Genomic DNA, 24,271 nt, shown 5'->3' on the forward strand with positions numbered 1-24,271 from the left:
GTTTAATAAACAGAAGAGTTTAAGGTTTTAGCGCTGAGAAACAAGCATTACGCATTTTTAATTCCGCTAAGGTTACGGAAAGTAATTTCTTGTGCAGTGCTAAGGAAGTCGACAATGAATTCTGCCTCTGCTTGCTCTGTTCGAACAGCAGCATAAAGTGTGCACCATAGGCCTTTTTCACCCAGTGGACGCGCTGCGATAAAGCCTCGTTCTAACTGTTCGTGAATAGCCCAGTTCGGCAGTGCTGATACCCCTCTACCGCTGGCGACTAATTGCAAGATCATGACGGTCAGTTCGCTGGTGCGGGTACTGGCAGGTTCTACACCGGCGGGGTCAAGAAAACGACTAAAGACATCTAGACGGCCATGATCGACTGGATAGGTTATCAGTGTTTCCTGAGCTAAATCTTGCGGCTGAATCTGCTTATTTTTAGTTAAGGGATGTTGTTTTGACATCGCTAAGACAGATTCGTAACTAAATAAGGGTAGGTAAGTAATACCTTGGCGTGGTTCTGGATCAGAGGTGACGACTAAATCAAGATCGCCGCGTATCAGCGCAGGAATGGGTAGAAAGCTAAATCCGGTACTCAGGTCCATTTCTACTTCAGGCCAGTTTTGGCGAAAGTGGTCAATGGTTGGCATAAGCCAGTCAAAGCAGCTATGACATTCAATACAGATATTTAGACGCCCAGTTTCACCTCCAGCCAAGCGAAGGATGTCTCGCTCTGCATTGCGGATCATCGGCATCAGCTCGTCTGCTAGTGTTAAAAGACGCTTTCCCGCTGCGGTAAAAGAGATGGGTTTAGTTTTGCGAATAAATAGTGAGCAATTTAAACGTTCTTCTAAGTCTTTGAGCTGATGTGATAGAGCTGATTGAGTAAGGTGAATGCGATCTGCGGCTTCGACAAGGCTACCTGCATCGCGCAGTGCGGTGAGTGTTTTAAGATGACGAATTTCAACCATACCCAGCTCCAATCTAGGAAATGCCATTGGTCTAACAAACGATAAACCAATTGGCTTCAAAGCAGAGTATAGCGGCAGAAGGTAAATAGCTCTAGCCGCTTGTACTGATGATGGTCAATTCAATCTTAATTAACGATTAAATGATGAAGTAAAAACTCAATTAGCGCCTTTTGAGCGTGTAAGCGGTTTTCCGCTTCTGGGAAAGCAACGCAACGCGGATCATCCATCATAGATTCACTGACCTCTTCACCTCGGTGAGCAGGCAAACAGTGCATAAACAGCGCATCTCTGCTAGCAAGATCCATCAACTCAGGATTAACCTGGTAGCCACGAAACTCCCGCATACGCTGGCGCTGTTCATTTTCTTGTCCCATGGATGCCCACACATCAGTGACCACCAGATCAACACCTTTAACAGCATCTTCAGGTGCTTCCATCACAGAAACGCGATCAGCATTACGTGCCACTAGATCCGAATTAGGCTCAAATCCTTCTGGGCAGGCAATATTCAGTTTGAAATCAAACTGGCGCGCTGCATTGATGTAGGAATGGCACATGTTGTTTCCATCGCCGATCCAAGCGACCGTACTTCCACGAATATCACCGCGCAACTCTTGGAAGGTTTGCATGTCTGCCAGTAGTTGACAGGGATGAAAATCATCCGTCAATGCGTTAATCACAGGCACGCTAGAGTAGGCTGCAAATTGCTCGACCAAGGCATGGCTAAAGGTACGGATCATCACGATGTCTACCATCGATGAGATCACACGTGCGCTATCTTCAACAGGTTCTCCACGACCTAATTGGGTATCTCGTGGAGATAGAAACATAGCATGACCACCAAATTGCGCCATGCCCGCTTCAAAAGAAACACGCGTACGGGTAGATGCTTTTTCAAAGATCATCGCCATGACGCGGTTTTTAAAAGGCTCGTAAATCACCCCTTGATTACGCATCTGTTTGAGCTCAATCGCACGTTGGATAAGCTGTTTTAGCTCATCGGGTGAAAGATCAAGCAGTGTCAGAAAATGTCGTGTACTCATCATGTGATTTAAGGCAGCTTCACTGCCAATTCCTGAGTCGGTTTTATTATATGGATAAATGTTTAACTAGCCGTGTCTTCACCGGCATAAACACGAATCAAGCTGGAGACCGTATTCACCAGAAGATCCGCTTCACTTTGGTTCATGATTAACGGAGGCAGCATGCGTACTACGCGACCACCACCAGTAATATTCAGTAATACCCCTTTTACCTTGGCTAAGACAGCGAGTTCTGTCCCTGCATCGGTCAATTCGATTCCAATCATTAAGCCTTTACCGCGAATCTCTTTGATATAAGGCTTGTCGGCTAGCTGAATGTGAAAGCTATCCAATATGTATTGACCCAATGATTCAGCATGTTGGCAGAGCTTGTCTTTTTCGATCGTATTGATAACTGCTAATGCAGCTGCACAGGCCAAAGGATTGCCACCATAGGTGGTTCCGTGAGTGCCTGGACCAAATATTGTGGCGGCTTTTCCGCGTGCTAGACATGCACCGATTGGAAAGCCATTGCCTAAGCCTTTTGCGGTCGTGACGACATCCGGCATGATCGATGTGTGTTGATACGCAAAATAACGACCAGTACGACCATTGCCTGATTGAACTTCATCAAGCATCAACAGCAATTCATGCTCGTCACAGATGTCGCGCAATCCTTCAAGGTAGAGGTTGCTAGGCACGTTAATGCCGCCTTCACCTTGAATGGGTTCTACAAAAATAGCGACAACATTGTTGTTGTGGCGCAAAATATTTTTGACCGCATCAAGATCATTAAATGGAGCACGAATAAAACCACTCACAAGGGGCTCAAAACCTGCTTGAGACGAGCGATTACCAGTAGCGCTCAGCGTTGCAAGTGTGCGGCCGTGGAAAGCGCTTTCCATGACGATAATGGCTGGCTTATCAATATCTCGACTATGACCATAACGACGGGCAATTTTGATAGCCGCTTCGTTGGCTTCTGCACCGGAGTTACCAAAAAATACGTTGTCCATACCCGATACTTGCGTCAATTTTTCAGCAAGTTGTTGTTGCAAAGGGATGGTATAGAGGTTTGAGCAATGAATAAGTTTTCCGGCTTGGTGACAGATTGCTTCAGTCACCGCTGGGTGTGCATGGCCCAGTCCAGTCACAGCGATACCGCTCAGAGCATCTAAGTATTTGTGACCATCTGTGTCATAAATCCACGCCCCTTGACCATAATCAAAGGCAACAGACAGACGGTTATACGTATTCATCAGAGGTTGTATGGCCATTCAGCTTATCTCCCTACAACGCAAAAAGGCAGCCAGAGCTGCCAAAAAAGGAGCTATTCTAGGCGTAAGTGATCGGTTTGGCAATTATAATCGTTTTACCTGACTATTTTAGTAGGGTATGATAGTGATCAATTTATTACAAAGTCGTAGACTTTATCCTATGTCTTTGAAATTATATTTATCCCTAGGGTTCAACTATTAACAATGTAAAGGTGCTTCAATGAGTGTAGAAGATGTGATTAAAGAGCAGATCGAATCTAATGCTATCCTGCTTTACATGAAAGGTACGCCGCGTTTCCCTCAATGTGGTTTCTCTGCGCGTGCTACTGAAGCATTGATGGGCTGTGGTGAGCGTTTTGCGTTTGTTAATATTCTGGAAAACCCAGAAATTCGTAGCGAGCTGCCTAAATATGCAAACTGGCCAACGTTTCCACAATTGTGGGTCAATGGTGAGCTAGTCGGTGGTTGTGACATCATTTGTGAAATGGCAGCCACGGGTGAATTGGAAACCATAGTCAAAGAAGCGGCTGCTAAAGCTGCGCCTGCGGCACCTGCAGAAGGTACAGACGCTAACTAACGCGTCTGTAACACTAAATCCCATCCACCCATGTCTTTCCAACGGTTGACGATCATACAAAAGAGCTCAGCCGTTTTTTCTGTATCGTAAAGGGCTGAATGCGCTTTGCGATTTTCGAATTTAATACCAGCGACTTCACAGGCTTTGGCAAGGACAGTATGTCCACAGGCAAGGCCTGCGAGGGTCGCTGTATCGAAGGTAGAGAAAGGGTGGAAGGGGTTACGTTTTATGCCATTTCGTTCTGCAGCGGCACTGACGAATTTATGATCAAAGGTCGCGTTGTGTCCAACCAAGATAGCTCGTTTACATCCCTGAGATTTCATCGCCTTTCGGATCGGCTTGAAAATAAGCTCAAGTGCATCGGCCTCGGATATAGAGTTGCGGGTAGGTGACCAAGGGTCAATGCCAGTAAATGCCAATGCAGACGCCTCTAGGTTAGCGCCTTCAAATGGGGTCACATTAGCACTGAATTTTCGTTCAGGCATCAAGTATCCGTTTTCATCCATTGCCAAAATGACAGCAGCGATTTCTAATAGTGCGTCGGTTTGAGCATTGAAACCCGCTGTTTCTACATCGATAACAACGGGAAGGTATCCGCGGAAGCGGTCTGCCATCAAACTCTTTTCGTTAGGATGGTTCAAAGAATATCCTTAGGTGCTTTCCTGTTAATGTTAGACTATTCTATCAGTCGTATGTTGCTGAGTGAATTCTTGATCAAGCTTTGTGTTGAGTGGCCGACATCTTAATGAGTCTATTTCTTTGTAATCCCAAGGTTATGCGCCCTATGTTTGGCCGTACTCTGTTTATACTATCATTACTTTTGCCAATGCAACTGGTTCATTCCGTTACCTTTCGCGCACCTATTGATGGTGTTGAATGGAGCGTAGAAGGTTCTCCCTTCGTGTGTCAGCTCATTCATCCTATTCCGTCCTTTGGTGAAGCGCTGTTTGAGCAAGAAGCGGGTGAGAATGTCGAGTTTATGCTTCTTCCTGCGCAAACGCAGCAACTGAATGGTCGTGTGCGTCTAATTGCAGAAGCGGCACCTTGGGCACCGGGTATGGCGCCTAGGCGAATTGCTGAGGTTCAGGCGCAGCAGGGTAGTGTGCGTGTTCAAGGAGAGCAGGCCGCCAGCGTATTAGCAGCGCTTCACCAAGGGCTGATGCCGACATTTAGTGGCGATAATTGGTACGGCAGTAATCAAGCTGTCACGGTGAATGTGTTGGCCGTGAATTTTCAGGCCGCCTATGCGGATTTTTTAGACTGCCTGGTAGAGTTGCTACCGGTTAATTACCGACAAATTGCTCGAACCGCTGTGTTGTTTCCGACTGCTGAACATCAATTGTCTGATGCGACACGAGCGCGACTAGATTTAATTGCTCAATATGTGCTGACCGATGAAACGGTTCAACAGATTTTTGTTGATGGTCATACGGACAATGATGGTCGTCGACTATTATTACGAGATCTTTCACAGCGCCGCGCTGAAGAGGTTACACGTTATCTTGTCTCCAAAGGGGTTGACGAGTCTGTCATTATTACCCGCTTTCATGGCGATCGTTATCCCGTGGTTGAAAATGACACACCACAAAATAGACAAAGAAATCGTCGTGTAACCATACGCTTAGAGCGTGACTAAAGGTTAAAATCCTATTGGATTGTTTGGCTGGCTAGGCAGAAAAATTGTCAATCTGCTATCATGTGCCTTTGTTTTGAATCTTCGTTTTTAATCTTAGATGTTCTTCGGTTTAGATAACCGCAGTTCGTTTACTCGGGAGCGTCAATATGTCCGACATCAACAAGGTTGTTCTTGCTTACTCAGGTGGCTTGGATACCTCTGTGATTGTGCGTTGGTTGCAGGATACTTATCAGTGTGAAGTGGTAACCTTTACCGCTGATCTTGGCCAAGGTGAAGAAGTAGAGCCAGCGCGTGTGAAAGCACAAGCGTTGGGTGTTAAAGAGATCTACATTGAAGATCTTCGTGAAGAGTTTGTGCGTGACTATGTCTTCCCGATGTTCCGTGCTAATGCGATTTACGAAGGTGAATACCTGCTAGGTACATCCATTGCGCGTCCTCTGATCGCTAAGCGCTTGATCGAAATCGCCAATGAAACCGGTGCTGATGCAATTTCTCACGGTGCCACCGGTAAAGGTAATGACCAAGTGCGTTTTGAGCTAGGTGCTTATGCATTAAAACCTGGTGTTAAAGTGATCGCTCCTTGGCGTGAATGGGATTTAACCTCTCGTGAAACGCTAATGAAGTATTGCGAAGAGCGCAATATTCCTGTTGATTTCAGCAGCAAGAAAAAGAAATCACCTTATTCCATGGATGCTAATCTTCTACATATTTCTTATGAAGGTGATATGTTAGAAAACCCTTGGACCGAGGCTGAAGAAGAGATGTGGCGTTGGAGTGTCAGCCCGGAAGCTGCACCAGATCAACCGACATATCTTGAACTCACCTACGAGCAGGGTGATATCGTTGCTATTAATGGCGAGCGTATGAGTCCAGCAACGGTTCTGGAAACGCTGAACAAGATCGGTGGTGCGAATGGTATCGGTCGCTTAGATGTGGTTGAAAACCGTTTTGTTGGTATGAAGTCCCGTGGTTGTTATGAAACACCGGGCGGCACTATCATGCTTAAAGCACATCGTGGTATCGAATCACTGACGCTGGATCGTGAAGCCGCTCATTTAAAAGATGAGTTGATGCCACGTTATGCTAAGTTAATTTACAACGGCTTCTGGTGGTCTGAAGAGCGTAAAATGCTGCAACAGATGATCGACTATTCTCAGCGTCACGTAAATGGTGATGTTCGCGTGAAGCTTTACAAGGGTGCGGTCAGTGTTGTGGGTCGTCGTTCAGTGGATAGTTTGTTCGATGAGAGCATTGCTACCTTTGAAGATGATGCAGGCTCTTATAATCAGAAAGATGCAGAAGGCTTTATTAAGTTAAATGCACTACGTATGCGTATTGCTGCCAGTAAAGGCCGTAAGTTCTGATTTTTCATGCAGATACATTTACATTACTTGGGCGGTTAACTACCGCCCGGTTTTTAATTTCCCAAAGCTTCTACCCATTTTGCTCGTCCACTAATAAGGCTATCAAAGGCTTGATGACCTGTTCATCTGATTGAAAGGGCTTGAGAGTAGTAATATGGCTCAAATTCATGCTATTTTTCAGATGGTTAATAAGAATTATGGGCCATGACAGCACTTTTCTCTGATCAGACAGTTCTTATCGTAGAAAAAAATCTGGAAGAGCTAGAGCAGCTCAGGCAGATTCTGATCTCTATTGGCTTTCAGAAAGTTGAAGTGGCCTCGTCAGTTAATATGGCCGCTAGCCTGTTGTCCGAAGTAAAAATCGACTTATGTTTCTTGGTATATGACATGGGTCGCTATGAACAAAATGGTCTGCAAGTTCTGCAACAACTCAAGGCAGCCGGTAAGCCGATTTTTTCGACCTGTTTTTTATTGGTAGTCGATCCAGAAAAGTTAAACTTGCTAATGGGATCACCTGAGTTATCCGCAGATGGTTACCTTGCTAAGCCTTATGATCAACTTAAAATACGTGCGCAGTTAGAAAAGCAGTTGCGCATTAAACGATGCATCGCTCAAATTGAACGATTTCGTGATGAAAAGGCATGGGATGAAGCACTGTCTGAATGTGAACGAATTCAAAAACAATTCCCCGCATTGGGTGTTTTGATTTTTAGAATCAAAGGACTTATTTATCTAGAACAGCAACAATATCAAAAAGCCTTAGCCGTGTTTGAGCGCATCCGGCAAGCTCATGATAAGCCTTGGGTGCATGTTGCCTTAGGTATGACAGCCTTTGTGATGACCGATTACCAGCGTGCTCGGCAAGAGATGTCTCAAGTCATAGAAGAGCAGCAAGTCTGCCAAGAAGCCTATTTGATTATGGCCAGAATTCATTGGTTGAGTGGTGAGCGAAGTCAGTGTGTTACCCTGTTAAGAAAATCGGTAATGCTGCAGCCAACAATGCCTGTACTGCAAGGAGAGCTAGGTAATCGTGCTGCATTCTCTGAAGAATTAGGTGTGGCTGTCGATGGTTTTCGTCAAGCTGTACTGCATTCTCGCCATACCTCGTTGCAAAATCCTGAATATTATTTTGGTTTGGTTCGAGTCATTCAACAGATGATTGCCGATAAACCGGATCGCAATGCCGATTTTATTGCGGAAGCGATTCGGGTTTTAGAGTCTGTCGTGCATGACTGCATGGATGACCCGCAAATACGTTTCCGTGCTCGCTTAATTGCCGCCGAAATTTATCGCCAAAATGGCGAGCATCAAAATGCTGATTTTGCCGCGGGTGATGCGTTAGCTCAATTCCGTAAGATTCCGCTTCATGCTCAACTGAGTGTGGTTGATCTGCTCGCGGATGGCTTAGAGTCAACACGCTTTGCAGCAGAAGCTGCTGAGCTAAAGCAGCAGGTATCCCGATTGATGGCTTCAGTGGAATGGGGTAAATGCAATCTAAAAGGGATGCTGTCTTTCCGACAGAAAGCGTTAGAGGATGCCTTTTTAGAGTTTGAGCGAGCGTGGCAAGCCGACCCAGGAAACCCAGGTGTTGGATTGAATCTATTGCAAACGGGCATCGAATCACTCAGGCGAGCTGTAGGCCAACCGCAAGTGGTCAATCGTTGTGCGGAAATTGTCAGTGAATTACATTTTGGTGCGTTAAGCGGCAAGCAGCAGCAGCGTTATCAGTTATTAAGTGAACGTTTTGGTGAGTTGATCAAAGAGGCAGAGATTGCATAAGCTGCCTCAGATAGCTAAAATTCCGCGTTTCTTTGGTTCGGGTATCTATGAAATCTCATAAAATTTTACAAGCTCCGATTCCCATGCGTTGGGTAGGACCGCTTAAAATCACCGGCCAGACTCTGAATGAAAAAGTCAGTGTGCCCTTGGCTACCTATGAAACCCCACTATGGCATTCGGTAGGGCGAGGAGCGCGTGTCTCTGTGTTAACCGATGGCATTTTGACCAGTGTCATTGATGAGCGTATGACGCGATCGATTCTGCTTGAAGCAGACAATGCCATGGAAGCGCATCTGGCATTACAGTCATTAAAGCAGCGTAACGTTGAACTCAATCAAGTAGTGGCTACCTCAAGTCGTTTTGCGCGCTTGATTGATATGCACAGCCAAATTGTTGGAAACTTGATTTATTTGCGCCTGGAATTCACCACCGGTGATGCATCGGGTCACAACATGGTCACCAACGCAGCTGATAAGATTATCCCTTGGATACTGCAGCAATATCCGCAACTGCGTTACAGCTCTATTTCCGCTAATTATTGTTCTGATAAAAAAGCGACCGCCGTCAATGGTATTTTGGGTCGTGGTAAATATGTTGTTAGTGAAATACTGATCTCACGAGACCTATGTGAACGTAAACTCAACACCACTCCTGAAAAAGTAGTTGAGTTGAATGTGCGAAAAAATTTGATTGGAACACTGATTGCTGGCGGTATTCGTAGCGCGAATGCACACTATGCCAATATGTTGTTAGGTTTTTATTTGGCAACGGGGCAGGATGCGGCAAATATTATTGAAGGCTCACAAGGTGTTGTCCACGCTGAAGTGCGGGGCGATGATCTTTATTTTTCCTGCACATTACCTAACCTTATTGTGGGTAGCGTCGGTAATGGCAAAGGCATCGATTTTGTTGAAGAAAATCTGCGCCGTTTAGGTTGCCGTGAAGAGCGAGAACCCGGTGCTAATGCCCGTCGATTAGCGGCTATATGTGCAGCGACTGTGTTATGTGGTGAGCTCTCCTTGTTAAGTGCACAAACCAATCCAGGTGAACTCATGGAAGCCCACATTCGATTGGAACGCTCATGAGCGATCAAACCAACAATCGTAAGATTGAACATATCCAAGCCATTGAAAACGACGCTCTGACTGATCGTCAAGGAAACTGGTTTGATGAAATTCGGTTAACTCATCGAGCTTTGCCTGAGGTTGCGTTAGATGAGATAGACCCAAGTTGTGAGTTCCTTAATAAAAGACTTAGGTTTCCGTTGCTGATCTCGTCTATGACAGGTGGTGATCATCAACTGGTGAGAACCATCAACCATAATTTAGCGGTGGCCGCTGAGCATTGCCAAGTTGCTATGGGTGTTGGTTCTCAGCGTGTCATGTTTAGTTCGCCTGAAGCAAAAGAGAGTTTTGCGCTTAGAAAGTTGGCACCATCGACCGTTCTGATTGCTAATATTGGTGCGGTTCAACTGAATTACGGTATGTCGCTGGAACAAATAAATCAAGCGATTGATGTTCTTGAAGCTGATGCGCTATTTTTGCATCTAAACCCATTACAAGAAGCCGTTCAGCCCGAAGGGGATACCAATTTTAGTGGCTTGACCCATGCGATAGGACAATTGCAATCTGAACTGTCAGTGCCCATTATTCTGAAAGAAGTAGGTTCTGGTTTATCGCCAGCTGATATTCAAGCAGGATTGAATCAGCAGATTCGTTATTTTGATTTAGCGGGCAGTGGTGGTACTTCTTGGAGTCGAATTGAACATCATCGTCGTACCGATCCGGTGCATGATCTGGGCTTGAAGTTTCAAGACTGGGGTATTCCAACCCCACTGGCTTTGAAACTGGCCGAACCCTATCTTGATCAGGCAACCCTGATTGCAAGTGGTGGCATCAGAGATGGGATTGATATGGCGAAATCTGTTATACTCGGCGCCTCGCTTTGTGGAGTGGCAGCGCCCCTGTTAAGGCCTGCAATGGAATCGGCGGATGCTGTTATCAGTGCCATTGAAAAATTACGCCGTGAATTTGTTACCGCGATGTTTCTGCTCGGTACCCCGGATACTGCTGCACTGTTCAGGAACAAAGCGCTTATTGTCGAAGAGCGTTAAGGAATCCAACCGACTATGTCATTAAGTACGTCAGTAGGTACGTCAGTAGGTATAGCGTCAGTAGGTATAGACGAGATCAGTTTTTATACATCCAGTTACTATCTGGATTTGCGCACCTTAGCGGAGCAGCAGCAGACTGAGCTAGAAAAATACTATGTCGGTATTGGCCAAGAAAAAATGGGCATGGCTGCACCCGACGAAGATATCGTGACCATGGCTGCCAATGCTGCCTTGCCGATTATTGAGCGTGTCGGTCGCGACGCGATAGACACCTTATTGTTTGCAACTGAAACCGGTATAGATCAATCCAAGTCAGCAGGTGTGTATGTGCATCGACTGCTTGATATGCACTCAAATTGCCGCGTTGTTGAGCTGAAACAAGCCTGCTACAGCGCGACTGCCGCGTTGCAAATGGCTTGTGCTTTGGTTGCCAGAAAACCGAACAGCAAAGTATTGGTCATCGCTTCCGATATTGCTCGCTACGACTTAGGAACACCTGGTGAAGCCACGCAGGGTTGTGGTGCTGTGGCTATGCTAATCAGCCAGAATCCCAGCATACTAACCGTTTCTCCTGATGTCGGTAATTATACCGACGATGTGATGGATTTTTGGCGTCCAAATTATCGCAGCACAGCCCTGGTGGATGGTAAGTATTCCACCAAGATTTATCTGCGCTCGTTGAAAAAAGCTTGGGAACATTTTACTGAAGTGAGTTCACTCACGTTTAATGATTTCAGCTATTTTTGTTATCACTTACCTTTCAGTCGTATGGCTCAAAAAGCACATCAGCATTTAGCAAAGCTGAATCGCTGTGCCTTGACCCCCGAGCAGATTGAATTGCAAATTGCCGAAACTCTAAAATATAACCAGTTGATTGGTAACAGCTATACCGCCTCTATCTACATTGGCTTATGCTCTTTGTTAGATCATCTTAAAGAAGATCTTGCTGGTAAACAGATAGGCTTTTTTAGTTATGGTTCTGGTTGTGTGGCAGAGTTCTTTTCTGGCCAGATTCAACCTGGCTACCAAGATCGCTTACATACTGATCGCCACCAGTCTCTGTTGGCTCAGCGCCAAGAGATTAATTACGAAGAGTATTTGTCACTATATCGTTATCCTGATCCGCAACAGGGTGAAAGTGTCGAAATACCTAAAACCACGCAAGGTCGTTTTAGGTTGGCAGCGATCACTCATCATAAACGCGAATATATTCCCTGCTAATGTACGCAGCGGCTGCACCCGGTAAAGTCATTCTCACCGGAGAACATGCCGTTGTGCATGGCGGGGCTGCGTTAGCGATGGCAGTGGACCGTCATATACATGCGCTTTATATTGCCGATCACTCCAGTTCATTACGCTGGAAAGACCCAATTTCTGGACAGCAACAATGTGTCAAAGAAGATGATCTCAAACGCTGTGTGGATCGTTTAGATGAGCGCTATGAACGCTGGTTGAAAGGCGAACTATCCATTCAAGACGTGGTTCAGAAAAACTCAGAGCTTTTCATCTATACATTAGCCCAGGCAATTCAACACACGGATTTCCCCAGTGGTGATGTCAAGTGGCGCTCTAATCTTCCGATTGGTGCAGGGATGGGTTCTTCTGCTGCGTTTATTGCGTTAATTCTGAAGCTTTTTACCCCTCAATTTACAGATACGGCCGAACTGCTGCATAAAGTACATTTTTGCGAAAGATTGCAGCATGGCAAGGGTAGTTTAATTGATGCCTCTAGTGTCATCTTAGGAGGTACTGTCAGAGTTAAACAAGGGCATGTGGACAGTGTTCAGGTTAGTGATGATTTCAGCAATTGCTATTGGATTTTCACAGGGACACCCGAGTCCTCCACGGGTGAATGTGTTGAGAAGGTAAGGAAGCAATTTACTGAGTCACCTATTTGGGATGCTTTCGCTAATATTGAAGCACAGTGGTTAAGCGCATCAGCAACTCAGCGTGGACAGTTGATACAGCAAAATCATCGTCTATTGTGTGAGATCGGTGTTGTCCCCAAAAAGGTTCAACAGCTAATTACTCAGATAGAATCACTCGGTGGAGCGGCTAAAATTTCAGGTGCGGGAAGTATCCGTGGTGATGCGGGTGGTCTAATCATCGCTTGGTTACCTGCTAACTCACCTGAACAACTCAATCTTCCAAAAGATGCTAATTGGGGTGTTCTTCGTCAGGAGCTAAAAGGTGCACAAGCGTTCAGCATTTAAGGTTTCAGCGCCCGGAAGTACCATGTTGATGGGAGAGCATGCGGTTCTCTTTGGTCAGCCCGCTTTGGTGTGTGCCTTAGATGTCCGTATCGAGATCCAGGTGACGCTGCGTGATGATCGAGTCGTCAGCATACAAAGTGCTTTGGGTGATTATCAGGCTTCATTAGATGACTTAATAGATGATCCCGCTTTAAGCTTTGTGATCGCAGCGATTAAAGCCTATCAAGATCGTTTAGATACAGGTTTCGAACTGATCATCGATTCAGCGTTTTCATCCACCATTGGCTTAGGCTCATCTGCGGCCATTACCGCTGCGATGGTCACCTTGCTTAACCGCTTATCGAATACTGATGCAGATCTTAATCGTGATTTCCGTCAAGGCCTTGAAATCATTCACGAGGTACAAAAGGGAAGAGGTTCGGGTGCCGATTTGGCCGCAAGTTTAGCGGGTGGCGTGGTGTGTTTTACCCAGCAGCCTTTACAAATAAAACCGGTAGCTTTTCCTGAAAACATAGTGCTGGCCCTTTATTACGCTGGTTACAAGATGAAAACACCGGATGTATTAGCCTTGGTCGAGCAGCAGTGGCGATCTAGATCAGTTTTGCAACAATCGCTGTACCAGTTGATGGGAGACACTTCTCGTGCTGCCATTGTTGCCCTTGAGCAGCAGGATCTGAAAGAATTTGGTCATTTAATGAATGTCTATCAAGGATTGCTGGATGCGTTGGGCGTTTGCGATGCTACGCTTGCTGAAATGATTTATACCCTGCGCCAAGAGCAACAGGTATTGGGAGCAAAAATATCAGGTTCGGGTTTAGGTGATTGTGTATTAACCCTTGGAACTGAACCAGCAACTATGTTGCCTAAGCATAGTTGTTTGAGTATACGCCCCGCTCAATATGGCGTGCTGATGAACGACAAGGTTTCGTAAGCATCCAAGTTAAAGATGACAAATAATAAAGAGGATCGCATGGATAAATCGGCTGTGTTAGCAGACTGGATTTCACCGAGCAACACCCCCGTGACGTCAACAGAACAGTTTGCACCCAGTAATATCGCGTTATGCAAGTACTGGGGTAAGCGTGATAAACAACTGAATTTACCAATGAATGCATCGTTGTCTGTATCATTGGGTCATCTCGGAACGCACACGCGTCTTGTTCCTATTGATTATCCTACCGATGAAATTTGGTTAAACAGCGATCGTTTATTACCCAGTTCTCCATTTTGCCAGCGTGTCAGTGCTTTTTTAGATCTGTTTCGTCAACCCGGAAGGTGCAGTTTTCGTGTCACAACACGTAATTCCATTCCAACGGCTGCAGGTTTAGCGTCCTCGGCATCAGGGTTTGCTGCCTTAGCCAAAGCAGCGAATGAAAGTTTTGCATTGGATCTAAACACTGAGCAGCTATCGGTATTGGCACGCCTTGGCAGTGGCAGTGCTTGTCGCTCTGTCTTTAAAGGCTTTGTAGAATGGCAAATGGGACAGCGAGATGATGGATTGGACAGTCATGGAGTTCAGTTGCCTGTCACCTGGCCGGGACTCTGCGTGGGGCTCATCAAAGTGGATGCTTCTGAGAAAAGTACCGATTCACGCAGTGGCATGCAGCGTACCGTCGATACCGCACATCTGTATCAAAGTTGGCCAGTTCAAGCGGCGCATGACTTGGAAAAGCTTAAACAGGCGCTTGCTAGTAAAGATTTTGAGCGCTTAGGTCAAACCGCAGAGCATAATGCACTGGCCATGCACGCGACGATGATTGCTTCTTGGCCACCTCTGGTCTACTGGCAGCCAGAGTCTTTGGCAATGATGCAGCGCATCTGGAAGCTGCGAAAAGAGGGTTTATCTTGCTACTTCACCATGGATGCAGGACCTAACTTGAAGTTGCTGTTCTTACAAACAGAGCTAGATGCACTGATGCGTTATTTCCCCGAAATGGAAGTGATTCAGCCTTTTGGTCATGGCTAACAGCGTTATCGGTTTTCCGCTGACTCGACATCAGCGGGATACCGCACAAGGAATAGAGCTGAGTTATTGGTTAGTCACGGATCAGGGTGCTAAGTGCATTACCATTTCTGATCAAGAAGCGGTGTTCTTTGTTCGCCAACAAGACCTTGAACAGATCCAAACAGCGTTACACAAGATTTCAGCATGGCGTTATCAATCCTTAGCGTTAAAAAATCTTCGCAACGAGCCTGTTGCGGCGATCTATACGACTAGCTTATCTGCATTGAGCAGTGTCATTGATCGATTGCGCGAGCAGGGAATCGCGATGATGGAGGAAGATATTCGTCCAGTGGATCGCTATCTAATGGAGCGCTTTATCTATGCCGGAGCACAGTGGGTAACGCTAGATCAGAAATCTCGACTCATTCCTGCAGATTATCACCCTAAACTACAAGTCCTCTCTTTTGATATTGAAACCACCCTGCGTGCCGATCGAATTCTTTCGATCGCCTATCAGTGTGGAAGGTCGACTCAGGTGTTAATGGTTGGAGAGGAAAGAGAAGATCCTGTTATTCGCTATTGTGCTGATGAAGCACGTTTATTGAAGCAGTTTATGGCCGATGTTCAATACCTAGATCCTGACGTATTGATTGGCTGGAACGTGATAGGTTTTGATCTAAAAGTGCTACAACAACGCTCAGAGGCCTTGGGTGTCCGATTGATGTTAGGGCGTGACCAGCAACCACTCAAAGTGGGTAGCTATGGCACCAATCGGCACTATGCTCGTTTAACTGGGCGAGTGGTATTGGATGGTATCGATAGCTTGAAAGGAGCGACGTGGCATTTTGAGCGCTACTCATTAGAGTTTGTGGCACAGGCCTTACTAAACCGAGGTAAAGCGATAGATTCCGTGGCCGATCGAGGAGCATCGATACAATGCATGTATGCCAATGATCAGCAAGCCTTGGCACATTACAATCTTGAAGACTGTCGTTTAGTCACGGAGATTTTTGAAAAAACCGGTTTGATCGATTACTACATCGAACGTACGCGCTTAACCGGTTTGGCGTTGGATAAAGTGGGTGGCTCTGCTCAGGCGTTTGATAATATGTATCTGCCTGCATTACATCGAGCTGGTTACGTTGCACCTGAATACGCATCGGGTGAGACTGGTGCTCATGTCCCGGGTGGTCATGTGATGAATTCACAACCGGGTCTTTATCGTAATGTGTTGGTGTTAGATTTTAAAAGTCTGTATCCCAGTATTATTCGTACTTTTCAAATCGATCCGCTTGGATTAACCCTAGGCCTAGCAGCGAAACAGCAGGGTGAGTCGACCGTTCCTGGATATTTGGGTGCTGAGTTTAATCGTCAGCAAGCGATCTTGCCGGACATCATAGAACGTCTTTGGGTTGCGCGAGATCAAGCCAAACGTGCAGGGCATCAAGCGGTTTCTCAAGCCATAAAAATTCAAATGAACGCCTGTTATGGTGTGCTGGGCTCTAATGTGTGTCGGTTTTACGATCAACGGTTATCTGCATCCATTACCTTTCGTGGCCAACAAATTTTGACCGAAACTGCCGCTCAAATTGAAGCCGAGTTTGGTTATCAAGTGATTTATGGGGATACCGATTCCGTCTTTGTATGGCTAGGTGATGATTTAACAGCAAAAGAAGCCGATGCCGTAGGACCAACGTTAGCGACTCGTTTAAACGAGTGGTGGCAACAAAAGCTATTAGAGGATTATGCGCTATCCTCAGCCTTGGAGTTGCAATATGAGACCTGCTATCGTCGCTTTTTAATGCCGAGAATGAGAGATTCAGAGCTTGGCAGCAAAAAACGTTATGCAGGGTTGCGTTGGCTTGGCAATGCACAAGAACAGCTTATCTTTAAAGGTTTGGAAAATGTGCGCAGTGATTGGACGCGTTTGGCTAAAGATTTTCAGCAAGACCTTTATGCACAGATTTTTAATGATCAGCCCTGTGAAGGCTTAATTAAGCAGCGAGTAGATGCTTTGTTAGCGGGTAAGCTAGACGATCAACTGGTATATCATCGACGCTTGCGCAGGCCGCTACACAGTTATCAACGCAATGTGCCGCCTCATGTTCGGGCCGCTCGCCAATTATCCGACCATTATCAGCAACAAAAACTGTTATCTCCCTTGCATCAAGGTGATACGGTTGCTTATGTGATGACCACTCAAGGTCCTGAAGCGGTTGAATTAAGGCATTCCCCGATTGATTATCAACATTATATTGAAAAGCAATTACTTCCTGTCGCAGACAGTATTTTGCCTTTTGTTGGGTTAACGTTTGAAGGACTCACACGCCCACAACTTTCCCTCTTTTAAGCACTGTTCATTGAGGGTGAAGACAGGCTACAATAGTCTAACCTGTTCAGGGTTTTCAGCTTTATCTATCCTGTAATTGACCATCGGCCTTCGCTGATTAACACTACACTAAATAATACCTCAACACCGTCTCAACAATGGTTGTTTTCCCATTGGTTGTCGACGGCGGAGTCATTGAATGAAAATAGCGATTCTTTCACGTAACCCTAAACTTTACTCTACCCGTCGATTAGTTGAAGCAGCTAAAGAACGTGGCCATGAAGTTAGAGTGGTGGATGCTTTACGCTGCTATATGAACATTGCAGCGCATAATCCACAGATACACTATCGGGGAGAAGTGTTGGAAGACTTTGATGCGGTTATTCCTCGTATCGGTGCTTCAATCACCTTCTATGGCACCGCTGTATTGCGTCAGTTTGAGATGATGAATGTGTATCCACTGAATGAGTCTGTGGCCATTTCTCGTTCGCGCGATAAATTACGTAGTTTGCAGTTACTATCTCGACGAGGCATAGGTTTACCGGTTACCAGCTTTGCTCACTCCCCTGATGATATTGAAGATCTATTAAGCATCGTGGGCGGCGCGCCCGCAGTGATTAAGCTGCTGGAAGGTACGCAAGGTGTTGGGGTGGTATTGGCTGAAACTCATCAAGCCGCTGAAAGTGTTATCCAAGCATTTATGGGATTGAAACAGCATATTTTGGTTCAAGAGTTTATTAAAGAATCAAAAGGCAGTGATATTCGTGCGTTTGTTGTCGGTGGAAAAGTTGTTGCTGCCATGAAACGCCAAGCTAAAGATGGGGAGTTTCGTTCCAATCTTCATCGTGGTGGTACCGCCACCTTGTGCCGCATTACACCTGAAGAGCGCACTGCAGCCTTGCGTGCTGCCAAAGTGATGGGTTTGAATGTCTGTGGTGTGGATTTATTGCGATCTAACCATGGACCGGTTGTCATGGAAGTGAATTCATCTCCGGGCTTAGAGGGGATCGAAGCGGCATCAGGTAAAGATGTCGCTAGTTTGATTATTGAATTTATTGAAAAAAATGCTAAACCTAATCGTACGCAAACGAAAGGGCAGGGTTAAGTATGGGGCGGCGCAATCAGCCAATTACGGTTGGAGCAACGACAGTCCAACCAGGAGAGCGATGCACAGTCGATTTGGAAGTGGGAAAGCTTTATACCCATACCCCAGCTGTCATGCCGGTTCAGGTGATCTGTGGTCGACAAGCCGGTCCGGTATTGTTCGTGTGTGCCGCCTTACACGGTGATGAAATCAACGGTGTAGAAATTATTCGTCGTTTGATGCGTTTACCGGCACTGAATCGAATGAAAGGCACGCTGATGGCTGTGCCTGTCGTCAATCTATTTGGTTTTATCAATCAAAGTCGATATTTACCAGACAGACGCGATCTAAATCGTAGTTTTCCTGGATCACCCAAAGGTTCATTAGCGGCCAGAACCGCACGTCTTTTTTTAAAAGAAGTTGTCAGTAAAGCCACCCATGGTATCGATCTACACACTGGGGCTCTCAATCGCTATAACTTGCCACATATTCGTGGCAACCTGGACGATCCTGAGACCCTGGCCTTAGCAAAAGCCTTTTCAACGCCGGTTATCTTAAATGCCCCTTTGCGTGAAGGTTCATTACGTCAAACCGCGTTTGAGAAGAAAACGCCGATACTGGTTTATGAAGCTGGTGAAGCCTTACGTTTTGATGAAGTTTCCATTCGTGGAGGTGTGAATGGCATTCTTAGCGTCATGCGTGCTTTAGAAATGTTACCTAAATCTCGTAAAGAGGGTTTTAAAGATCCGATCGTTGCCCGCTCTAGCAATTGGGTCCGTTCCCCACAAAGTGGCATCTTCCGTGCGCATGTCAAAGAAGGTGATCGCGTCACACGAGATCAAACCCTACTGGGTGTGGTTGCAGATCCTTTCGGAGAGTCGGAAGAAGAGATTTGGTCACCCATGAGTGGCATCGTTATTGGTCAGCTGAAACTACCTTTGGTGAACGAAGGTGATGCGCTGATTCATATTGCCCAGTTTCATCGTACCGATCTCGTCGCAGATCGTGTGGAAACCTTTCATGAGTCTTTAGAAGCCGACAATCATCCCTTTGCGGATCTGTTGTGATCTTCTTTATCAGTTAATGAAATGATGAAACCACGTTGATCAATTCATCATTTCATTAATCTTCCCTACCTCAGTGATCTACTTCAACATCGCCTCTAAAAACCTCCCTATCATCTTCTTTGTAAAAAAATCATTAAATTTCAATATATTAAATATTTAAAAATTACATTGAGTTGCTAGTTTCAGAAACTGGCACAGCCCTTGCTCTATTACTTCTGACAATGACGACATAACAACATAAAAAGTCAGAGGTTACGCAATGCCAGATTTGCATGTTTACCACAATCCCTCGCCCCGTCCTCGAACAGGTGTCGATGGCCTGAAAAAATACATTCGGGTTCGTAGTGAGCCGGGTGCCCGTTTTGTCGAATTCGATTTTGCGATCGAAGATCCCTCTCTTTTTGTTGAGCTGATTATGCCACCCGTCGCATTTGAAGCCTTCTGCAAAAACAATCACGTCATTCACATGACCGATGAGCAGATGGCCGAAGTTGATGCGGAATTAGAAAAGTGGCGTTACGGCGAAGACACGCTAATGAGCAAGAATCACAACCGTTCTGTTGAATAACAATAACATCAACTTTGAGTGACGCTTATGACCATTGAAATTAAAACGTCAACACTGGAGCCAGTGCGCAATACTTTCGCCAATATCGAACGTCGATTTGGTGATAAACCTGCTTCACGTTATCAGGAAGCTACTTATGACCTGCAAGCAGAAACTAACTTTCATTATCGTCCATTATGGCAACCTGAATTTGAATTGAATGATAAAAACCGTACCAAAATCGTGATGGAAGATTGGTATGCGTTAAAAGATCCCCGTCAATTCTATTATGGTGCTTATGTTCAACAACGCGCCAAAATGCAGGAAGCGGCAGAAAGCAGTTATGGCTTTTTTGAAAAACGTAACTTGGCAGACTATTTAAGTGATGATGTCAAAAACTTGCTCATTACTTATTTAATCCCTTTAAGACATATTGAGAATACCGCCAACTTAAACAATATGTATGGCTGTGCATTTGGTTATGGTACGGCGATAACTCAAGCTCTGTTATATAACGCCATGGATCGCTTAGGTATTGCTCAATACTTATCACGTATCGGCCTAATGATCGACGGTAATACCGGACAATCGTTAATCGAATCTAAGCAGCACTGGATGGAAAATCCTGCATGGCAAGGTATGCGTGCGCTGTGCGAGGAGATGACGACCGTTGAAGATTGGTTTGAAGTGGTGCTGGCGCAAAACCTGGTGATGGATACGCTGATTTTCAACCTTTTCTACGAACAACTGGATGGCAAACTCTCGGCGATGGGTGGTCGTGATATCGCTATGTTGACCGAGTTTATGCAGGCATGGAACAAGGATGTTAGCAAATGGTTCGACTCAGTGCTGAAAACGGTCGTCTCAGAATCGGATGAAAATAAAGCCCTACTTCATGCTTGGACTGAGAAATGGCAAGCGAAAACACTAGAAGCTTTAAGACCTGCTATTAAAGAACTGCTTGAACCAGAAGCGCTCGATCTGGCGGTCGCAGAGCTTGAAAAGCGCATCAAAAAAGCCGGAATTAAAGCCTAAGGGGTTCAGCATGTCCAAAGTTTATATTGCGTTACAAGATAATGATGAATCTCGCTACATCATTGAAGCCATCGAAGAAGATAACCCAGATGCGACGGTGATACATCATCCAGCGATGATCCGAATCGAAAATGAAAATAGCCTCATCGTAAAACGGGAAACCGTTGAAGAAAAAATGGGACGTGATTGGAATGTCCAAGAGTTGCATCTCAATCTCATCACGCTAGGTGGCAATGTCGATGAAGATGATGATCAGCTCAGTTTAAGCTGGAATGTTTGATTGTTATTAAAATAAAAAGGGTCAGAAAATGTCAGCTAAAAAACTTAATTTAAAAGATAAGTACAGATTATTAACACGAGATCTTGATTGGGAATACTCTTACGCAGATCGTAAAAAAGCATTTCCTTATGAAGAGTTTGAAGGCATTAAAATTACGGATTGGTCTAAATGGGAAGATCCCTTTAGATTAACCATGGATGCCTACTGGAAATATCAGGCTGAAAAAGAGAAAAAACTTTACGCCATATTTGATGCTTTTGCCCAAAATAATGGCCATTTAAATGTGACCGACGCGCGTTATGTTAATGCCATTAAAATCTTTTTAACCGGTGTCTCTCCCTTAGAGTATCAAGCCTACCAAGGTTATGCCCATGTCGGTCGTCAGTTTGGCGGTGCCGGTGCTCGTGTGGCTTGCCAGATGCAATCAATCGATGAATTGCGTCATGTGCAAACGCAGATTCACGCCATGAGCCACTACAACAAGTACTTTGATGGCTTCCAGGATTGGACGCACATGCATGATCGCGTGTGGTACTTGTCAGTGCCGAAATCGTTCTTTGACGATGCGCGCAGTGCGGGGCCATTTGAGTTCCTGATTGCGATCAGTTTTAGTTTTGAATACGTCTTAACGAACTTATTGTTTGTTCCGTTCATGTCCGGTGCTGCCCATAACGGTGATATGGCAACCTGTACTTTTGGCTTCTCTGCTCAGTCTGATGAAGCTCGTCACATGACGCTAGGCTTAGAAATCATCAAGTTCCTGCTGGAACAACACGAAGACAACGTGCCAATCGTGCAGAAGTGGATCGACAAGTGGTTCTGGCGTGGAACTCGCTTGCTTTCCATTGTTGCGATGATGATGGATTACATGCTGCCAAACAAAGTGATGTCCTGGAAAGAAGCTTGGGAAGTTTATTTTGAAGAGGCCGGCGGGGCATTATTCAAAGATTTAGCTCGCTACGGTATCCGTATGCCGAAGTTTGTTGAAACCACAGAGAAAGAGAAAGAGCACATTTCGCATCAAGCATGGTGGATCTTCTACAACTACGGCCATGCAGCCGGTTTCCATACCTGGATTCCAAGTGACGAAGAGATGGATTGGTTAAGCGAGAAATATCCCGATACGTTTGACAAATATTATCGTCCCCGTTGGGAACTAGCCAAGAAAATGGAAGCGGAAGGTAAACGCTTCTATAGCCAAGCGCTGCCGCAACTCTGTACCACCTGTCAGATTCCGATGGGCTTTACCGAGATGGACGATCCTACCCAAATTGCCTATCGCTCAAGCGATTACGAAGGAGAGAAATACCACTTCTGTTCTGATGGCTGCAAACACATCTTTGATCAAGAGCCTGAAAAGTATGTTCAGTCCTGGTTGCCTGTGCATCAGATTTATCAAGGTAACTGTGGTGGTGCCAGCGTGGAAGAAGTACTGCGCGACTACTACAAGCTTAACCTCGGTGCTGACAACTTGGACATCAAGGGCTCACCCGATGAGCAGCGCTGGAAAGAGTGGAAAGGTGTCGCTTAATTCTCCTCAGAGTTATTCAAGATGCGAGCCACTTCGGTGGCTCCAGAGATAGGAAACGATTATGTCAGTAAGAGCTATTACGCCTGACTATAAAGTGCAGGCACGAGACAGAGTTGAAAATTTTCACGGTAATCAAATTGTGTATGTCGCTTGGGATCGTCATTTGATGTTCTGTGCGCCTTTTGCTTATGCGCTTCCACCGACCATGACCTTTGCCGAGTTGCGTAATCAGGTGATGCCCGAAGCTTTCGGCTTGCATGAAGAGTTCACCCAGATCAATTGGGAAACAGCCACTTGGTTGCTGGATAACCAGCCTTTCACTCCCGATCTGAATCAATCACTACAAGCACAAGGTGTCGGTCATAAATCGGTATTGAGATTCCAAACACCTGAGCTGACAGGGTTTCAGGGCAAAGCGGTTTAAGGAGCAGGTCATGACTTACGAAGTGACAGTTGAACCTACAGGTGATGTGATCGAAGTGGAAGAGGGGCAAACCATCTTGGATGCTGCGCTCCGTCAAGGCGTTTGGTTGCCGTTTGCCTGTGGTCATGGCACTTGTGGCACCTGCAAAGTTCAAGTCGTGGAAGGGGATGCAGATCTAGGTAATGCGTCACCCTTTGCCCTGATGGATGTAGAGCGTGATGAGGGTAAGGTGCTGGCCTGTTGTGCCATTCCGGAATCCGACTTGGTGATAGAAGCGGATATCGATGTTGATCCTGACTTCGAAGGCTACTCGGTTGAAGATTTCACAGCCAGGGTCATCAGCACTGTCGATCTGTCACCGACGATTAAAGGCATCACACTGAAATTGGATAATCCAATCACCTTTCAGGCTGGGCAGTATATCAATCTTGAGATACCGGGCGTGCAAGGCAGTCGAGCCTTTTCTATTGCGAACTCACCCTCGGATCCTTCGATTGTGGAACTCCATGTGCGTCTGGTTCCTGGCGGTGCGGCGACGACTTGGTTGCATGAAACCTTAAAAGAGGGTGATGAACTGTCACTTTCAGGTCCTTACGGACAGTTCTTTGTGCGTAAGTCCGATGTTAAAGATGTGATCTTTATTGCCGGCGGATCAGGTTTATCTAGCCCACAGTCAATGATTTTGGATCTGCTAGAGCAAGGTGATACACGCCAAATCTATCTGTTCCAAGGTGCACGAAATGTGGCGGAACTTTACAACCGTGTCTTGTTAACCGAGCTTGCTGAGAAACACAGTAACTTTCATTACATCCCAGCGTTAAACGCCCCAACGGCTGAGGATCAGTGGCAAGGTTTTACAGGTTATGTTCATGAAGCCGCCATTGATCACTTTGACGGTAAATTTACAGGCCATAAAGCCTATCTATGTGGGCCTCCACCCATGATCGACTCTGCTATCAGTGCCTTGATGCAAGGTCGTGTCTTTGAAGCGGATATCCATATGGAAAAATTCCTAACGGCTGCTGATGGTGCTGACTCCGAAACGCGATCAGCGCTGTTTAAGCGAATTTAGGCATGAGGGTCTGA

23 protein-coding genes are annotated in these 24,271 nt (G+C 45.8%); 19 read left to right on the forward strand and 4 right to left on the reverse strand.

What is annotated here, in order from left to right:
• Nucleotides 1–47: 47 nt before the first annotated feature.
• From F7R24_RS02860 to F7R24_RS02870, 3 genes are all read right to left on the reverse strand, one after another.
• A complete protein-coding gene (locus tag F7R24_RS02860; protein ID WP_151669733.1) occupies nucleotides 48–962 on the reverse strand; it encodes a LysR family transcriptional regulator in 915 nt (304 codons plus the stop codon).
• A 125-nt stretch (nucleotides 963–1,087) separates the two neighbouring features.
• Complete coding sequence (gene argF / locus F7R24_RS02865; protein ID WP_151669828.1) at nucleotides 1,088–2,005, reverse strand: ornithine carbamoyltransferase; 918 nt, start codon at nucleotides 2,003–2,005, stop codon at nucleotides 1,088–1,090.
• Nucleotides 2,006–2,067: 62 nt separating this feature from the next.
• On the reverse strand, nucleotides 2,068–3,261 hold the full coding sequence (locus tag F7R24_RS02870) for an aspartate aminotransferase family protein (protein WP_151669734.1): 1,194 nt from the start codon (nucleotides 3,259–3,261) through the stop codon (nucleotides 2,068–2,070).
• A gap of 220 nt (nucleotides 3,262–3,481) precedes the next feature.
• On the opposite strand from F7R24_RS02870, the gene grxD reads away from it, so the two are divergent.
• A complete protein-coding gene (gene grxD, locus F7R24_RS02875) occupies nucleotides 3,482–3,838 on the forward strand; it encodes a Grx4 family monothiol glutaredoxin (RefSeq protein ID WP_151669735.1) in 357 nt (118 codons plus the stop codon).
• Here the strand turns inward: grxD and rnt are convergent.
• On the reverse strand, nucleotides 3,835–4,452 hold the full coding sequence (gene rnt, locus F7R24_RS02880; RefSeq protein ID WP_151669829.1) for a ribonuclease T: 618 nt from the start codon (nucleotides 4,450–4,452) through the stop codon (nucleotides 3,835–3,837). The two genes, grxD and rnt, sit on opposite strands and share 4 nt — an antisense overlap.
• A 131-nt stretch (nucleotides 4,453–4,583) precedes the next feature.
• Here rnt and F7R24_RS02885 point away from each other — a divergent pair, with 131 nt between their 5' ends.
• From F7R24_RS02885 to F7R24_RS02970, 18 genes are all read left to right on the forward strand, one after another.
• Nucleotides 4,584–5,474 (forward strand): flagellar protein MotY, encoded by an 891-nt coding sequence (locus F7R24_RS02885; protein ID WP_240775953.1) that lies wholly within the window; start codon nucleotides 4,584–4,586, stop codon nucleotides 5,472–5,474.
• A gap of 146 nt (nucleotides 5,475–5,620) precedes the next feature.
• A complete protein-coding gene (locus F7R24_RS02890) occupies nucleotides 5,621–6,838 on the forward strand; it encodes an argininosuccinate synthase (protein WP_151669736.1) in 1,218 nt (405 codons plus the stop codon).
• Between the two features lie 204 nt (nucleotides 6,839–7,042).
• Nucleotides 7,043–8,617, forward strand: a complete 1,575-nt coding sequence (locus F7R24_RS02895; protein ID WP_151669737.1) for a response regulator — start codon at nucleotides 7,043–7,045, stop codon at nucleotides 8,615–8,617.
• Nucleotides 8,618–8,664: 47 nt separating this feature from the next.
• Nucleotides 8,665–9,702: a hydroxymethylglutaryl-CoA reductase gene (locus F7R24_RS02900; protein WP_151669738.1), complete on the forward strand. Its 1,038-nt coding sequence runs from the start codon at nucleotides 8,665–8,667 to the stop codon at nucleotides 9,700–9,702.
• Complete coding sequence (fni, locus tag F7R24_RS02905; RefSeq protein ID WP_151669739.1) at nucleotides 9,699–10,730, forward strand: type 2 isopentenyl-diphosphate Delta-isomerase; 1,032 nt, start codon at nucleotides 9,699–9,701, stop codon at nucleotides 10,728–10,730. The genes F7R24_RS02900 and fni overlap by 4 nt, the downstream gene beginning before the upstream one ends.
• A gap of 15 nt (nucleotides 10,731–10,745) precedes the next feature.
• On the forward strand, nucleotides 10,746–11,951 hold the full coding sequence (locus F7R24_RS02910) for a hydroxymethylglutaryl-CoA synthase (RefSeq protein WP_151669740.1): 1,206 nt from the start codon (nucleotides 10,746–10,748) through the stop codon (nucleotides 11,949–11,951).
• Nucleotides 11,951–12,943 carry a mevalonate kinase family protein gene (locus tag F7R24_RS02915; protein ID WP_151669741.1) on the forward strand — a complete coding sequence of 331 codons (993 nt, stop codon included), beginning with the start codon at nucleotides 11,951–11,953 and terminating at the stop codon, nucleotides 12,941–12,943. Before F7R24_RS02910 ends, F7R24_RS02915 begins: the two co-directional genes overlap by 1 nt.
• Nucleotides 12,921–13,874, forward strand: coding sequence for a mevalonate kinase family protein (locus F7R24_RS02920; protein WP_240775954.1), 954 nt, complete (start codon nucleotides 12,921–12,923; stop codon nucleotides 13,872–13,874). Before F7R24_RS02915 ends, F7R24_RS02920 begins: the two co-directional genes overlap by 23 nt.
• A 39-nt stretch (nucleotides 13,875–13,913) precedes the next feature.
• The gene (gene mvaD / locus F7R24_RS02925; RefSeq protein WP_206057460.1) at nucleotides 13,914–14,909 is read left to right on the forward strand and encodes a diphosphomevalonate decarboxylase; all 996 of its coding nucleotides are present in this window, start codon (nucleotides 13,914–13,916) and stop codon (nucleotides 14,907–14,909) included.
• Nucleotides 14,902–17,238 carry a DNA polymerase II gene (locus F7R24_RS02930; RefSeq protein ID WP_151669743.1) on the forward strand — a complete coding sequence of 779 codons (2,337 nt, stop codon included), beginning with the start codon at nucleotides 14,902–14,904 and terminating at the stop codon, nucleotides 17,236–17,238. The genes mvaD and F7R24_RS02930 overlap by 8 nt, the downstream gene beginning before the upstream one ends.
• 178 nt (nucleotides 17,239–17,416) lie before the next feature.
• The gene (gene rimK / locus F7R24_RS02935; RefSeq protein WP_151669744.1) at nucleotides 17,417–18,322 is read left to right on the forward strand and encodes a 30S ribosomal protein S6--L-glutamate ligase; all 906 of its coding nucleotides are present in this window, start codon (nucleotides 17,417–17,419) and stop codon (nucleotides 18,320–18,322) included.
• 2 nt (nucleotides 18,323–18,324) lie between these two features.
• A complete protein-coding gene (locus tag F7R24_RS02940) occupies nucleotides 18,325–19,368 on the forward strand; it encodes a succinylglutamate desuccinylase/aspartoacylase family protein (RefSeq protein WP_151669745.1) in 1,044 nt (347 codons plus the stop codon).
• A gap of 259 nt (nucleotides 19,369–19,627) precedes the next feature.
• Nucleotides 19,628–19,936 carry a phenol hydroxylase subunit gene (locus tag F7R24_RS02945; protein WP_151669746.1) on the forward strand — a complete coding sequence of 103 codons (309 nt, stop codon included), beginning with the start codon at nucleotides 19,628–19,630 and terminating at the stop codon, nucleotides 19,934–19,936.
• Between the two features lie 27 nt (nucleotides 19,937–19,963).
• Nucleotides 19,964–20,950 carry an aromatic/alkene monooxygenase hydroxylase subunit beta gene (locus F7R24_RS02950; RefSeq protein ID WP_151669747.1) on the forward strand — a complete coding sequence of 329 codons (987 nt, stop codon included), beginning with the start codon at nucleotides 19,964–19,966 and terminating at the stop codon, nucleotides 20,948–20,950.
• Nucleotides 20,951–20,960: 10 nt separating this feature from the next.
• Nucleotides 20,961–21,230, forward strand: a complete 270-nt coding sequence (locus F7R24_RS02955; protein WP_112158466.1) for an MmoB/DmpM family protein — start codon at nucleotides 20,961–20,963, stop codon at nucleotides 21,228–21,230.
• A 28-nt stretch (nucleotides 21,231–21,258) separates the two neighbouring features.
• Nucleotides 21,259–22,761, forward strand: a complete 1,503-nt coding sequence (locus F7R24_RS02960; protein ID WP_151669748.1) for an aromatic/alkene/methane monooxygenase hydroxylase/oxygenase subunit alpha — start codon at nucleotides 21,259–21,261, stop codon at nucleotides 22,759–22,761.
• A 61-nt stretch (nucleotides 22,762–22,822) separates the two neighbouring features.
• Complete coding sequence (locus tag F7R24_RS02965; RefSeq protein WP_151669749.1) at nucleotides 22,823–23,185, forward strand: phenol hydroxylase subunit P4; 363 nt, start codon at nucleotides 22,823–22,825, stop codon at nucleotides 23,183–23,185.
• A gap of 10 nt (nucleotides 23,186–23,195) precedes the next feature.
• Nucleotides 23,196–24,257: an NADH:ubiquinone reductase (Na(+)-transporting) subunit F gene (locus F7R24_RS02970; protein WP_151669750.1), complete on the forward strand. Its 1,062-nt coding sequence runs from the start codon at nucleotides 23,196–23,198 to the stop codon at nucleotides 24,255–24,257.
• Nucleotides 24,258–24,271: the final 14 nt, after the last annotated feature.

It is taken from the genome of Nitrincola schmidtii, assembly GCF_008973715.1.
Taxonomy (GTDB): Bacteria; Pseudomonadota; Gammaproteobacteria; order Pseudomonadales; family Balneatricaceae; genus Nitrincola; species Nitrincola schmidtii.

Bases quoted from the DNA above. Each gene is read 5' to 3' on its own strand.
- F7R24_RS02860 (WP_151669733.1), bottom strand. From the start codon at position 962: ATGGTTGAAATTCGTCATCTTAAAACACTCACCGCACTGCGCGATGCA.
- argF (WP_151669828.1), bottom strand. From the start codon at position 2,005: ATGAGTACACGACATTTTCTGACACTGCTTGATCTTTCACCCGATGAG.
- F7R24_RS02870 (WP_151669734.1), bottom strand. From the start codon at position 3,261: ATGGCCATACAACCTCTGATGAATACGTATAACCGTCTGTCTGTTGCC.
- grxD (WP_151669735.1), top strand. From the start codon at position 3,482: ATGAGTGTAGAAGATGTGATTAAAGAGCAGATCGAATCTAATGCTATC.
- rnt (WP_151669829.1), bottom strand. From the start codon at position 4,452: ATGGCAGACCGCTTCCGCGGATACCTTCCCGTTGTTATCGATGTAGAA.
- F7R24_RS02885 (WP_240775953.1), top strand. From the start codon at position 4,584: ATGAGTCTATTTCTTTGTAATCCCAAGGTTATGCGCCCTATGTTTGGC.
- F7R24_RS02890 (WP_151669736.1), top strand. From the start codon at position 5,621: ATGTCCGACATCAACAAGGTTGTTCTTGCTTACTCAGGTGGCTTGGAT.
- F7R24_RS02895 (WP_151669737.1), top strand. From the start codon at position 7,043: ATGACAGCACTTTTCTCTGATCAGACAGTTCTTATCGTAGAAAAAAAT.
- F7R24_RS02900 (WP_151669738.1), top strand. From the start codon at position 8,665: ATGAAATCTCATAAAATTTTACAAGCTCCGATTCCCATGCGTTGGGTA.
- fni (WP_151669739.1), top strand. From the start codon at position 9,699: ATGAGCGATCAAACCAACAATCGTAAGATTGAACATATCCAAGCCATT.
- F7R24_RS02910 (WP_151669740.1), top strand. From the start codon at position 10,746: ATGTCATTAAGTACGTCAGTAGGTACGTCAGTAGGTATAGCGTCAGTA.
- F7R24_RS02915 (WP_151669741.1), top strand. From the start codon at position 11,951: ATGTACGCAGCGGCTGCACCCGGTAAAGTCATTCTCACCGGAGAACAT.
- mvaD (WP_206057460.1), top strand. From the start codon at position 13,914: ATGGATAAATCGGCTGTGTTAGCAGACTGGATTTCACCGAGCAACACC.
- F7R24_RS02930 (WP_151669743.1), top strand. From the start codon at position 14,902: ATGGCTAACAGCGTTATCGGTTTTCCGCTGACTCGACATCAGCGGGAT.
- rimK (WP_151669744.1), top strand. From the start codon at position 17,417: ATGAAAATAGCGATTCTTTCACGTAACCCTAAACTTTACTCTACCCGT.
- F7R24_RS02940 (WP_151669745.1), top strand. From the start codon at position 18,325: ATGGGGCGGCGCAATCAGCCAATTACGGTTGGAGCAACGACAGTCCAA.
- F7R24_RS02945 (WP_151669746.1), top strand. From the start codon at position 19,628: ATGCCAGATTTGCATGTTTACCACAATCCCTCGCCCCGTCCTCGAACA.
- F7R24_RS02950 (WP_151669747.1), top strand. From the start codon at position 19,964: ATGACCATTGAAATTAAAACGTCAACACTGGAGCCAGTGCGCAATACT.
- F7R24_RS02955 (WP_112158466.1), top strand. From the start codon at position 20,961: ATGTCCAAAGTTTATATTGCGTTACAAGATAATGATGAATCTCGCTAC.
- F7R24_RS02960 (WP_151669748.1), top strand. From the start codon at position 21,259: ATGTCAGCTAAAAAACTTAATTTAAAAGATAAGTACAGATTATTAACA.
- F7R24_RS02965 (WP_151669749.1), top strand. From the start codon at position 22,823: ATGTCAGTAAGAGCTATTACGCCTGACTATAAAGTGCAGGCACGAGAC.
- F7R24_RS02970 (WP_151669750.1), top strand. From the start codon at position 23,196: ATGACTTACGAAGTGACAGTTGAACCTACAGGTGATGTGATCGAAGTG.